The following is a 12,144-nucleotide window of genomic DNA, read 5'->3' as shown; positions in this document are numbered from 1 at the left end:
GGAGATCAAGGAGATGCACCATGCCGCTCGTCGACATTCAACTCATCGAGGGCGTTTTCACGGACGCGCAGAAGAAGGGGATGATCGAGAAGGTCACCGATGCCATGGTCGAGATCGAGGGCGAGGCCATGCGCGGCGTGACCTGGGTGCGGGTCCAGGAGTTCAGCAGCGGCGCCTGGGGCATCGGCGGCAAGGGCCTCACCACCGAGGACGTCAAGGCGCTCCGGTCGTGATCGGCCGCGCGCCGGACGGGAGCGGTCCGGCGCGCTGACGGCCCGGCGCCCCGGCGGGGCCTCCCGCCGGTTCAGCCCCGCCCGGGCGCCCGATGGGCGGGCGGACCGGGGCTCGCCGCGGCCGAATGAGCGGCCGACTGGGCCGCCGTGGCGGCATGCGCCGCCGGCACCGCGTGGCCGGGGCCGATGCCGAGCGCGGCCGCCAGCATCCACAGCGCCATCAACACCATCATCAGGTTCTCGGTCAGCGACACGAACCCGAGCGGGACGTTGCTGCTGCCGCCCACGCAGGCGCATTTCAGCTCGCGCCGGTCGATGTAGACCGCCTTGAACACCGACACCGCGCCGATCGTGCCGATCGTCAGGGCGAGCGGGATGCTGAGCCAGTTCAGCGCGCCCGCGATCATCAGCACGCCGGCCAGCCCCTCGGCGAAGGGGTAGAGGGTGGCGTAGGGCACCCAGCGCCGCGCGAGCAGGTCGTAGTTCAGGAACATGGTCGAGAAGCTCTCGACGTTCTGGAGCTTCAGGAGCGCGAGCACGGCCATGCTGAAGGCGATGAACCACTCGGCCGCGCGCAGCGTGAAGGGCGTGCCGTAGGCCGCATGGCTCGCGGCGAGCGCCATCAGCAGCGTCATGCCGAACAGCGCGACGACGGGCGTATAGGTGGTCGCCTTCGGATCGGCGACCGCCATCCCGAGATGCCGCCGCAGATCGTCGTAGCCGCCGATCCGCTCGCCGTCGATGAAGGTCTGCGGGGTGGTCTTGACGCCGTGCTCGGCCTTGAACGCCTCGGTGGCCTCGCGGCTGGTCAGCCAGCGGTCATCGACCGCGAAGCCCCGGCTGCGCAGCAGGTGCCTGGCCTTCAGGCCGTAAGGGCAGACATGGTGATCCATGACCATGCGATAGAGCATGGCCCGGCGGGGGTGGGGTGTGGACAGCATCGCAGCAATCTTCTTCCGTTTGGCCTCGTCGCTGCTGCCGGTATAGAGTCCGTACCATGGTACGGAGTCAAGCGATGCCGGAGATGACGATCGCGGGGCTCGCCCGGGCGGGCGGCGTCGGCGTGGAAACGGTGCGCTACTACCAGCGGCGCGGGCTGCTCGACACGCCGCAGCGCCCCGGCGGCGGTCACGGCGGCGGCGTCCGGCGCTACGGCGAGCAGGATGCGCGCCGGTTGCGGTTCATCCGGTCCGCGCAGTCCGCCGGGTTCACGCTGGAGCAGATCGCCGAGCTGATCGCGCTCGACGCGACCGACGACCGGGCGCGGGCCCGCGCGCTGGCCACCGAGCGGATCAGGGCGCTGGACGCCAAGATCGCCGAGCTGCAGGCCGCGCGGGAGGCCCTCGCGCGCCTCGCCCGGCAATGCGGCGGCGGGTCGGCGGGGCCCTGCCCCATCATCACGGCGTTCGCCGATCCGTAGGGGCCGATGGTTGCGGGTCCGCCTCAGCCCGGCGGCACCGTTCGGTGGAGCGTGAGCCAGTCGTCGTGGTCGAGCCCGCGGCAGACGGGCAGGTCGCTGTAGGCCGTGAGTGCGAAGTCCCGGCCGGTCCAGAGCCACGAGGCCGCGGTGCCGCAATCGGCGATGCCGCGGCCCTTCGCGAATTCCGAGATTTCGCCCCGGGCCGGGTCGACCTCGTCGCCGCCCAGGATGTGCCGCGGCACGACCGGACTCGCCTCCATCCGCCCCCGCTTCTGCGGTCGGGGCAGCACCAGGGGCTCCGCCCGGCCGGAGCCGGTGTGGTGCAGGTAATAGGCGCGGCTGCCCTGGTAGGCGCCCTGCCAGCAGGGCAGCGCGTAGAGCACGAGGCCCGGCGCCAGACGGGCGACCACCCGTTCGAGCGCGCCGGTCCCCTCCCGGCTGCACTGATCGGCCTTGAGATCGGCCTCGTAGAGCCGCCGCACCGGGGCCGGCAGCGCGGTCTTGGCGGAAAGCGTCGTGACCGGCCTGGCGGCCGGCGGGCGGGGCAGGGGCGGCGGGGCCGGCACCTCGGCGTCGGGCCGGTCGCCGGGCCGAACGAGCGCCCCCGCGGTGCCGATCCGCTGCTGGCGCTCGTCGACGAGGAGCAGCGCCGCCGCGGCGCCCGCGAGCGAGAGGGTGGCGAATGGCGGCTCGCCCGCGCGGGCGACGGTGAGCACCTTCGCGGTCCGCAGGGCGCGCAGGAGGGCGCCCTCGGCCGCCGCATCCCGGATCCGCGCCCGCCACGTTTCGGCATCCGGATCCTCGACCTGAAGGCCGCTGCCGATGGCGAGCGGCGGCAGCGGCGCACCGTCCGCCGCGAGCTGAAGCGTGCCGTCGAGCGGGCGCGCACCCGCCTCGGGCTTCGGCAGCACGAGGCGGATCACGGGCCGCGCCGCCGGCTCGCCGCCGCGGTCGAGGATCAGCGCCGTCCCCTCGGCGGCGGACTCGGCGGGCAGGCCGATGGCGCGGCAGGTGCGGGTGTTGTCGCAGCCGACGATCCAGTCCTGGAACTCGCCCTGGAGGCCGATCTCCGCCTTCGCCGGGTCAGGTCCCGGCCGCGCAGACTGGGCGGCCTGCGCGCCCGGCGGCGTGAGGAGGGCGACGAGCACGGCCGCGCGGACGGCAGCGCGATGAAGACGGACCGGGTGGCTCACCGCTCGCCCTCCCCGCACTTCGCCGTCCGATCCGCGGATGTCGAGGGCCACGCCGCGATCAAGCCGCCGCAGGGTCAGGCTGCAGTGCTGCGGCATGCACGTCAGGGCGAAGCCGTCGGGCCGGCCGTGAAGGTCCTGATCCACCCGCTCTCCCCCGCGCAGCGTGCCGCCGAGCCCCATCCGGGTGAGTGTCCATCCTCGGCCGAGAAGCCATGCCACGTCAGCCGGAGACTCGCCACGGTCTGGTCCGGGTGGCGGCGCACATTCACTGCCTCGTCGCGCCGCTCGAAGCAGGCCTCGCCCGCCGCGATCCGCTCCATCCCCTCGTCGGCCACCGTCATTCTCGGGCGCTCGGCCCTCGGATCCCGGTGAAAACAGATCAACCGGCCGTGTCCCGTCCGGAATGACCCTGGAAAACGAAGACGTCTTGAGCGATGATCGGACCATCACGGTATTCACCGCTGCGGCTGAGCCCCTGTGGACCCTGTCGAGGAGCGGCAGGTCCACGCGACGTCACGAGATACAGTATTCCGAGCTTATCGAACCGGCCGCAGCCGGTTCGGCACAGGTGATGAAACCCGACGCTCATCGTTGACACAGGTCTTGCCTGGAGGAGATGGACATGGCTGGGGCGCATCTCGTGGCCGCGATGGGGCTCGGCCTGTTCCTGACGCCGGCCGGGATATCGGCCGCGCTCGCGACGGAGGGCGGTCTGGCGGCCTACCAGGGCGCTTGGGTGCTGGAGGGGCGCGACTGCGCAGAGGTGTATTCTCCCACCGGCAAGGGCACCACGTTCAAGAAGCCCATCGACATCTTCGCGCCGGCCTTCGTCATCGCCGGGCGCCGCCTGAGAACCCCGGGGGCCTCGTGCCAGATCAAAGCCGTCCGGCCGACCGGCGACCGCCAGTTGCTCGTCCTCGACTGCGCGAACGCCGTCGCGGCCAACGAGGTCAGGACGATCATGGCACCGTCGAACGGCATCCTGAAACGCTACTACAGCGAGCAGGACACGACGGGGGTCGGCTATCGGCGCTGCTCCCGCTGAATCGGCGAGCATCCCGCTCTCGATCGCCCCTGATCCGGTCCGCCGCGCGGCACCGGGCCGTCATCGAGGCCGACGTTCATTGAGGCCGACGCTCATCGAGACCGACGTTCTTGGCGCCACGCGCTCGGGGTGGTGCCGCTCCAGCGCCGGAAGGCGCGCGTGAAGGCGGCGGGCTCCGAGAATTCCAGCGCAGCCGAGATCTGGGCCAAGCTCATCGTGGTGTCGGTCAGCAGTTGCTTGGCGATGCCGAACCGGGTCTCGTCGGCGACCAGCCGGAAGCTGGTGCCCTCGGCCTTCAGCCGGCGGCTCAGGGTTCGCCGGTGGATCGCCAGCATCTGGGCGACCTGCCGCTTGTCGATGCGTGCGCGGTTCGCAGCGGCGCGCAGGCGCCGCCGGATCACGTCCGTCATGTCGGCCGGCAGGGTCGCCTCATGGCGCTGGATGCGCCGCTCCAAGACCTCCCGCGCGAGCGGGTTCGCGCCGGCGATCGGGCGCCTGAGAAGCCGGGCGGGGAAGACGAGCGCCGCATTCTCCTGATTGAACCGGACGGGTGCGCGGAAGAAATCCCGGTAGGGCGCGGTGTCGGGCGGCTCCAGGCGCGGCATCAGCACCTCGTAGGGGGACCAGTCCGGGCTGCCGAGGGCGCGCAGCACGCTGGTCAGCGCCGCGACGGCCCGCTCGCAATGCAGCGCGATCCCCTCCGCTTCTGGCTCGTAGGGCGCATAGGTCACGACCGCGTCGAGGCCGGCGGTCGCGAGGCTGATCACCGCGCCGCGGTTCAGCACGCCGTAGTGACGCTCCAGGGCTTTCAGGGCCTCGCCGATCGTCGGCGAGTGCCGCATCAGCGCGCCGAGGAGGCCGAGCGAGGCGAGGGTCGTGCGCTGACCGACGAGGAGGCCGAAATGGGCGCAGCCGGACTGGCTGGCGGCCAGGGCCGTCAGCCGGCCGAGGGAAGCGTACGAGATGGCGTCGGCGATGCCGACCATCTGCGTGCGGACGCCCGCCTGTTCGAGAATATCGTCCGGATCGACATCCAATTCGCTCAGGATCTCGCAGATTGCCTGAACCGCCTGGATGTTGACGAAGTCGAGCGGAAGGGAGGAGCCGATCGACTTCGGTTCGGGCCGGCCCGACTCGGAGGCGGCCGGGACACTTTGGTCTGGCAAGATGGAAGAGACCACAGCCATGCCTCCCGTGCCCCCGCCGGAACGGCACAGCTTAAATCATGAATTCGCCACGCTTGGAATAACTTTCATCAATCGGTTCGGAATTCTGTCCCATTCAATTGGCTCATCGCTAGCCTCTATATACTCGCATACAGTATTTTGTGTTGATAATAAACCGACTAAATTCATCCTCATGACCTTGTTGCAGGGGTAACAGCAGTCCCGAGAGCGGCTTCATGACCCGGTTCCAATCGATCCGGACCGATCGCCCTGCGCCTTGGTCGGAGCATCGAGCGGCGATAGACGAGATAAAATGATGCATAAAGTCTCTTTTATGAAATATTGTTTCGAAACATAAATAGATTTTTCTGACTATGATCGATACAGTGGGAAAAATCGGCTGTAAAAATTAGCAAATCGGGTTAATTATTTGCACTGAGACACAATAATCAACGCAATCGATCCATCATATCTCCACAATTTATCATTTAAACATATGCGACCTAGATATGATCCAGCGATAAATTTGGGCGAGCTGATCCGATCTGTAGATTTTCCACACTCGCGACATCGCAACGAAGGATGCCGGCCGCATCGATGCCAGGCAGGGCGCACCGCATCCACGCGCTGCGGGACGGCCGGGCGGCCCGGCTCGGCAGGCGGCCTGGAGGCTCGGAGCGCTCCTCAGGCCGTTCCGGCCTCGGTTCGCTCAGGGGCGCGGGTCGGCCGTGCGGCGCCGTCGCCGGTGGCGCGGACCATCCCCGAAAAATCCACACGCTGCGCCGCACCCGCCCGCAGCGTCACGGGAATGCCGGCGATGGCGACCTCCAGGCTCTCGCCCGTCAGCAGCGCCGCCTCGACCCCATCCGGTGCGATCCGGATCGCCACCGTGCGATCCCGCCACCGCGTCCGGAACGACAGCGACCGCCAGTGCGGCGGCAAGTGCGGGTCGATCTCGACGCGCTCATCGGTGAGGGTCAGGCCGCCGAAGCCGCGCACCACCGCCTGCCACAACCCGCCGAGCCCGGCGATGCGCACGCCCCCCGCGCTGTTCGGGTCCGGGTCGAGGTCGAGGGCGGCGGTCTCGTGCATGTAGCGCAGGGCCAGCTCGGTCTGCCCCAGGCGCGCCGCCACGAGGGCGTGCATGGCCGCGCTGAGCGAGCTGCCGTGGGCGCAGCGCGGCTCGTAATGGCGAAAATTGATCTCGGCGCGCCCGCCGGAAAATTTTTCCGGCAGGAGCGCGATCAGCGCCACCACGTCGGCCTGCTTGACCACCTGCGAGCCCTGCGTCCGCTCGCGGCCGATGACGACGTCGATGGGGAGCGCGTGGTCGGCGTAGTCGGACACATCGAGCTCGGCGAGGGTGTGGAAGCCCGCGAACTGCTCGTACAGCCCCGTCTCGGGGTCGAACCCGTCGACGATCCGGTCGATCGCGTCCCGCCACTGCGCGAGTTCGTCGTCGCCGAGCGCGAGGGAGGCTCGGAGCGCGGTCGCCTGCTCGGGCCAGCGCGCCTGCAGGATCTCCGCGGTCTCCAGGCCGCGGGCGATGGTCCAGCGGGCCATCACGTTGGTGAAGGCGTTGTCGTCCACGTCCTCGTGGTACTCGTCCGGCCCGATCACGTGCCGGATGTGCCGCCGGCCATCGGCCTCGGGCACCGCACGGGAGACCCAGAACCGGGCCGTCTCCAGCAGGATCTCGGCGCCGCCCTGCAGGAAGAACGTGTCGTCGCCGGTGGCGCGCCAGTAGTGCCAGACCGCGTAGGCGACATCGGCGCTGATGTGGTGCTCCATCCGGCCGGTCAGGATCTCGACGGGGGTGCCGTTGGGGCCGAGCACCGACTCGGGCGTGGTCTCGGCGCCGGTATCGGCCGATTCCCACGGGTAGAGCGCGCCGCGGTAGCCCAGGCGCGCGGCCTTCTCGCGCGCGCCGGGCAGCGTGTGGACGCGGTACATCAGCAGCGCCCGCGCCGCCTCCGGCCAGACCGCGGTGTAGAACGGCAGCAGGTAGATCTCGGTGTCCCAGAAGACGTGGCCGAAATAGGCGTCGCCGGTGAGCCCGCGCGCGCCGATCGACACGCGCTCGTCATCGGGGTTGGCCGCGCTCGTCAGGTGGTAGACGGCGAAGCGCAGCGCCCGCTGCAGATCGTCGTCGCCGTCGATGACGACGTCGCCCATCGTCCAGCTCTCCGCCCAGGCGGCCTCGTGCGCCCCCAGCACCGCGCGCCAGCCCAGAGCCGTGCTGCGCTCCAGCGCCGCCGCGGCGGCAGGCGCGGGGTCCTCCTCCGGCCGGTCGGCCCGCGCCACAGCGACCAGGCGGGCGAATTCCGCCGCCTGCCCGCCCACCGAGCGCCAGCGCCAGACCCAGCGCAGCGGAAAGGGCCGCTCCGGCTCGGGCGCGCCGCCCTCCAGCATCGCGGCGCCCGCCATGCCCACGGCCTTAGCGGTGCCCTCCGTGCGCCACGCGGCGAGGTCGCGCTCCAGCCGCATCGGCTCCATGCCGAGGCCGGCGAGGCCGAAGCTCGCCTCCAGCCGCACCTCGACCCCGTCGCGATCGAGGGCGAAGCGCAGGAGCTGCAGCCCGACGGCACGGTCGGCCAGGGACAGGAGGCGGAGTTCCTGGCCGGTGAAGGTCACGCCCGACGGCATCCGGTGCGCCCAGTCGGCGAGGAGCACGCCGCGCCGCATGTCGAGCGTGCGCGTCCCGTGCACCAGCGCGCCCTCTCGCGCCGCCAGCGGCGCGCCGTCGAGGATGATGCGCACCCGCGACCAGTCCGCCACCGGCACCAGCGCGGGCACCGGCGGCTCGGTGTTGGGCATGTCGAACAGGCCGGCGACGTAGCAGCGCGGCCAGGAGGCCCAGCGGATGTAGCCGAGCCAGCTGGCCCAGGTCGGCCCCCGGCTCACCGAGCGGGCGGCCCGCATGCCGAGGAACCCGTTGCCGAAGGCGAAGCGGGATTCGACGGCGCTCTCGGTCGTCACGCTGTAGCCCTCATGCGTGAGGGTCCAGCCGGGATCCATGGTCGGGTGCAGCGCCTCACGCATGGGCGGTCTCCGCGCCGGCCCGCGCCCGCAGCACGCCGCCGCCCAGGGCGGCCACGTCGAGTTCATCGAGGCTCGTCACGACGAGGTCGGCGCCCGCCGCCCGCAGCAGCGCCGCGTCGCCGAGCCGGGCGATCCCGAGCGAGGCCATACCGCCCGCCCGCGCGGCGGTGATCCCCGCCGGCGCGTCCTCGACGACCACGCACTGCGCCGGCGGCACGCCCACGGCCTCGGCGGCGAGCAGGAAGAGGGCCGGATCGGGCTTGCCGCGCGGCACGTCTCGGCCGCTCAGGTCGGCGTCGAACAGCGACAGCAGCGTCCCGCCATCCGGCAGGCTCACGCGGGCCAGCATCGCGTCGGCGTTCTTCGACGAGGAAGCGAGCGCCATGGGCAGTCCCGCCTCCTTCAGCGCGACCGCGAGGCGGATCGCGTCCGGGAAGGCGACGAAGCTGCCCTCGGCGATCAGCCGGTCGATCAGCGCCTGCTTCCGCTCGGCATAGGCGGCGGCGTGATCGGCCGCCCCCTCGCCGCCGAGGCGCTCCAGCACCGCCCGGGCCCCCTCGGCGCGCCGCTTGCCCGCGACGTGGGTCTGGTAGAAGTCCGTGGTGAAGCCCGCCGGATCGGCGAACCCGGCGAGCGCCTCGCGCCACGCCCGCTCGTGGGGCGAATCCACCAGCACGCCATCCACATCGAAGATCGCCGCGCGCAGAACCCGTGTCATGGCCGCCGACGCGCCCGGGCGCGTCCCTCCCGAAGGCAGGCATCCGGGCGGCGGCCGGCGGCGCGTCGTCCGAAGACCTGCGTCAGACCCATGTGCCGGCGCGGCTCCGCCTCGGCGGATCCCCCGAGGGCCGGTCCGCCGACCGCGTCCTTGCGTCATTCCCGCCGCCGACGCGGCGTCCGCTGCTCAGAGGTTGTCGCCCTCCGTCGAGGTGCCGCCGGGAGCGACCGCGTTGCGGCCCCACGCCCAGCCCGAGACCTCCGGCATGTCGTCGCCGTGACGGGAGATGTACTCCTTGTGGTCGATCAGCTTGTCGCGGATCGCCTGCTTGGCGTAGGCGGCCCGCGTCGCGAGGCCCGGCACGCGGTCGATCACGTCGCTGACGAGGTGGAAACGGTCGATCTCGTTCATCACGCACATGTCGAACGGCGTGCTGGTCGTGCCCTCTTCCTTGTAGCCGCGCACGTGGAAGTTGGCGTGGCCGGTGCGGCGGTAGGTCAGCCGGTGGATGAGCCAGGGATAGCCGTGGAAGGCGAAGATCACCGGCTTGTCCGTGGTGAACAGGGCGTCGAAGTCGAGGTCCGACAACCCGTGCGGATGCTCCGTGTCGGGCTGCAGCTTCATCAGGTTGACGATGTTGACCACGCGCACCTTCACGTCCGGCGCGTATCGGCGCAGCAGGTCGACGGCCGCGAGGGTTTCCAGCGTCGGCACGTCGCCGCAGCAGGCCATCACCACGTCCGGCACGCCGCCGCGGTCGTTGCTCGCCCATTCCCAGATGCCGAGCCCCGCCGTGCAGTGCTTGACCGCCTGATCCATGGTCAGCCACTGGGGGGCGGGCTGCTTGCCGGCCACCACGACGTTCACGTAGTTGCGGCTGCGCAGGCAATGGTCGGTCACGGACAGGAGGCAATTGGCGTCCGGCGGCAGGTAGACGCGGACGACCTCGGCCTTCTTGTTCACGACGTGGTCGATGAAGCCGGGATCCTGGTGGCTGAAGCCGTTGTGGTCCTGGCGCCAGACGTGGCTCGACAGCAGGTAGTTCAGCGACCCGATCGGCCGGCGCCAGGGGATGTGATTGCAGACCTTCAGCCACTTGGCGTGCTGGTTGAACATCGAGTCGATGATGTGGATGAATGCCTCGTAGCACGAGAAGAAGCCGTGACGGCCGGTGAGCAGGTAGCCCTCCAGCCAGCCCTGGCACTGGTGCTCGCTCAGCATCTCCATCACGCGGCCGTCGGGGGCGAGGTGGTCGTCCCAGGGCAGCGTCTCGGCGACCCAGGCGCGGTTGGTCACCTCCAGCGCGTCCTGCCAGCGGTTCGAGTTGTTTTCGTCGGGGCTGAACAGCCGGAAATTCCGCGCCTCGGCGTTGAGCGCCATCACGTCGCGCAGGAAGCGGCCCATCTGGCGGGTGGATTCCGCCACGGCCGCACCGGGCGCCGACACCTCCACCGCGTAGTCGCGGAAGTCCGGCAGGCGCAGGTCGCGGAGCACCGCGCCGCCGTTGGTGTGCGGGTTGGCGCTCATGCGGCGCTCGCCCTGCGGGGCGATCTCGGCGAGTGCGGGCCGCAGCCGGCCGGTCTCGTCGAACAGCTCGTCCGGCCGGTAGGACTGCATCCACTCCGCGAGGATGCGCACGTGGGCGGCGTTGGCGTGCATCTCGCCCATCGGCACTTGGTGCGAGCGCCAGTAATCCTCGGTGCGCTTGCCGTCGACCTCCTTGGGGCAGGTCCAGCCCTTGGGGGTCCGCAGGACGATCATCGGCCAGCGCGGGCGTTCCGTGAACCCGTTGCGGCGCGCGTCGGTGCGGATGCGCTGGATCTCGGCGTGCACCGTGTCGAGCGTCGAGGCCATCAGCCGGTGCATCGCGGCCGGGTCGTCGCCCTCGACGAAGTGGGGCGTGTAGCCGTAGCCGCGAAACAGGCTGTCGAGTTCCTCGTGGCTGATCCGGGCCAGCACCGTCGGATTGGCGATCTTGTAGCCGTTGAGGTGCAGGATCGGCAGCACCGTCCCGTCGGTCACCGGGTTGAGGAACTTGTTCGAGTGCCAGCTCGTCGCCAGCGGCCCGGTCTCGGCCTCGCCGTCGCCGACCACGCAGGTGACGATCAGGTCGGGATTGTCGAAGGCGGCCCCGTAGGCGTGCGAGAGCGCGTAGCCGAGTTCGCCCCCCTCGTGCATGGAGCCCGGCGTCTCCGGGGCCACGTGGCTCGGCACGCCGCCCGGGAACGAGAACTGCTTGAACAGCCGCTTCATGCCCGCGGTATCGCGGGAGATGTTCGGGTAGACCTCGCTGTAGGTGCCTTCGAGATAGGCGTTCGCGATCAGGCCGGGCCCGCCGTGACCGGGGCCGGTGATGTAGATCATGCTCAGGTCGTGCTTCCGGATCAGCCGGTTCAGGTGCACGTAGATGAAGTTCAGTCCGGGGGTGGTGCCCCAGTGGCCGAGCAGGCGCGGCTTGATGTGCTCCTTGCTCAGGGTCTCCTTCAGCAGGGGATTGTCGTACAGGTAGATCTGGCCGACCGACAGGTAGTTGGCGGCCCGCCAATAGGCGTCCATCAGGCTCAGTTCGGTGCCCGACGCCGCGTCCTTCGTCGACCCACCCTCGGCCGATCGCTCCGCGGCCGTTCGATCCTTGCGCGATCGGGCGGCGGTGACGGTGGGTGGGGCGGCCGTACTGCGGCGCGCCTCGGCGCCGCGGCGCCGGGAGGGTCCGGGTGCCGTCATCGTGGGGTCTCCGCTGGAGCCTTACGCCTCATCGGAGGGCGGGCCGGGCCGTCGATGCGGCCCCGCCGCCCTCACGCCGAGCCGAGGCGCGACGCTGTCGTCGCGCCGGAGCGTCGCTCAGTAGGAGCGGCACACGCCGGAATAGCTGTCGAAATAGGCGTAGGGACCGCACCGGCCGTAGGTCGCGCCGTAGTAGCCGGCCGCCGCCGCGGCGGCCCCGACACCGGCCGCGGCCAGTCCGTAGCCGGGACGGTAGCCGTACCCGTAGCGGCCGTACCGGCCGTACCCGTATCCGTAGCGGCCGTACCCGCCGCGGTAGCCACCCCGGTAGCCGCCGCCCACGACGCCGCGATAGCCGCCACCACGGAACCCGCCGCCATGGAACCCGCCGCCCCGGAAGCCCCCGCCGTGGAACCCGCCGCCGCCGCGGAACCCACCGCCGCCGCCGCGGAAGCCGCGGGCATCCGCCGCCACGCTGGTCAGGATCAGGGCGGCCATCGCCGCCAGTCCGAGGATCAGGCGCTTCATAGGTCTGCCTCCATTGATGGTGTTGTGGTGAGGCGAGCAGCGCACGGCGAAGCCGTTTCAGCGTCAGTATCGATC

Annotated in this window: 11 protein-coding genes; 3 read left to right on the top strand and 8 right to left on the bottom strand. The window is 70.6% G+C overall.

What is annotated here, in order from left to right; all coding sequences use genetic code 11:
- Window positions 1-20 precede the first annotated feature (20 nt).
- The gene (locus tag ACKUB9_RS08155) at window positions 21-233 is read left to right on the top strand and encodes a tautomerase family protein (protein ID WP_407520770.1); all 213 of its coding nucleotides are present in this window, start codon (window positions 21-23) and stop codon (window positions 231-233) included.
- A 71-nt stretch (window positions 234-304) separates the two neighbouring features.
- Here the strand turns inward: ACKUB9_RS08155 and ACKUB9_RS08150 are convergent, their stop codons facing one another.
- On the bottom strand, window positions 305-1,174 hold the full coding sequence (locus ACKUB9_RS08150; RefSeq protein WP_407520772.1) for a glutaredoxin family protein: 870 nt from the start codon (window positions 1,172-1,174) through the stop codon (window positions 305-307).
- A 56-nt stretch (window positions 1,175-1,230) separates the two neighbouring features.
- Here ACKUB9_RS08150 and ACKUB9_RS08145 point away from each other — a divergent pair, with 56 nt between their 5' ends.
- The gene (locus tag ACKUB9_RS08145) at window positions 1,231-1,653 is read left to right on the top strand and encodes a MerR family transcriptional regulator (RefSeq protein WP_407520774.1); all 423 of its coding nucleotides are present in this window, start codon (window positions 1,231-1,233) and stop codon (window positions 1,651-1,653) included.
- A 23-nt stretch (window positions 1,654-1,676) separates the two neighbouring features.
- On the opposite strand, the gene ACKUB9_RS08140 is transcribed toward ACKUB9_RS08145, so the two are convergent.
- Together ACKUB9_RS08140 and ACKUB9_RS08135 are read right to left on the bottom strand one after the other, a co-directional pair.
- A complete protein-coding gene (locus ACKUB9_RS08140; protein WP_407520776.1) occupies window positions 1,677-2,990 on the bottom strand; it encodes a DUF1176 domain-containing protein in 1,314 nt (437 codons plus the stop codon).
- Window positions 2,948-3,187, bottom strand: a complete 240-nt coding sequence (locus tag ACKUB9_RS08135) for a hypothetical protein (RefSeq protein WP_407520778.1) — start codon at window positions 3,185-3,187, stop codon at window positions 2,948-2,950. The genes ACKUB9_RS08140 and ACKUB9_RS08135 overlap by 43 nt, the downstream gene beginning before the upstream one ends.
- 281 nt (window positions 3,188-3,468) lie before the next feature.
- Here ACKUB9_RS08135 and ACKUB9_RS08130 point away from each other — a divergent pair, with 281 nt between their 5' ends.
- Window positions 3,469-3,891: a hypothetical protein gene (locus tag ACKUB9_RS08130; RefSeq protein ID WP_407520780.1), complete on the top strand. Its 423-nt coding sequence runs from the start codon at window positions 3,469-3,471 to the stop codon at window positions 3,889-3,891.
- Window positions 3,892-3,983: 92 nt separating this feature from the next.
- On the opposite strand, the gene ACKUB9_RS08125 is transcribed toward ACKUB9_RS08130, so the two are convergent.
- The 5 genes from ACKUB9_RS08125 to ACKUB9_RS08105 form a co-directional block, all read right to left on the bottom strand.
- On the bottom strand, window positions 3,984-5,057 hold the full coding sequence (locus ACKUB9_RS08125) for an AraC family transcriptional regulator (protein ID WP_407520782.1): 1,074 nt from the start codon (window positions 5,055-5,057) through the stop codon (window positions 3,984-3,986).
- Between the two features lie 684 nt (window positions 5,058-5,741).
- Window positions 5,742-8,099, bottom strand: coding sequence for a glycosyl hydrolase family 65 domain-containing protein (locus ACKUB9_RS08120; RefSeq protein ID WP_407520784.1), 2,358 nt, complete (start codon window positions 8,097-8,099; stop codon window positions 5,742-5,744).
- On the bottom strand, window positions 8,092-8,817 hold the full coding sequence (locus ACKUB9_RS08115; RefSeq protein WP_407520786.1) for an HAD family hydrolase: 726 nt from the start codon (window positions 8,815-8,817) through the stop codon (window positions 8,092-8,094). The genes ACKUB9_RS08120 and ACKUB9_RS08115 overlap by 8 nt, the downstream gene beginning before the upstream one ends.
- Window positions 8,818-9,003: 186 nt before the next feature.
- Window positions 9,004-11,541, bottom strand: a complete 2,538-nt coding sequence (locus ACKUB9_RS08110; RefSeq protein WP_490390947.1) for a phosphoketolase family protein — start codon at window positions 11,539-11,541, stop codon at window positions 9,004-9,006.
- 117 nt (window positions 11,542-11,658) lie between these two features.
- Complete coding sequence (locus tag ACKUB9_RS08105; protein ID WP_407520788.1) at window positions 11,659-12,069, bottom strand: hypothetical protein; 411 nt, start codon at window positions 12,067-12,069, stop codon at window positions 11,659-11,661.
- Window positions 12,070-12,144: the final 75 nt, after the last annotated feature.

The sequence above is a fragment of the Methylobacterium oryzisoli genome (genome assembly GCF_046557895.1).
GTDB lineage: Bacteria > Pseudomonadota > Alphaproteobacteria > Rhizobiales > Beijerinckiaceae > Methylobacterium > Methylobacterium oryzisoli.
The sequence above is the reverse complement of the archived record's forward strand: the minus strand, read 5'-3'. Positions and strand labels throughout refer to the sequence as shown.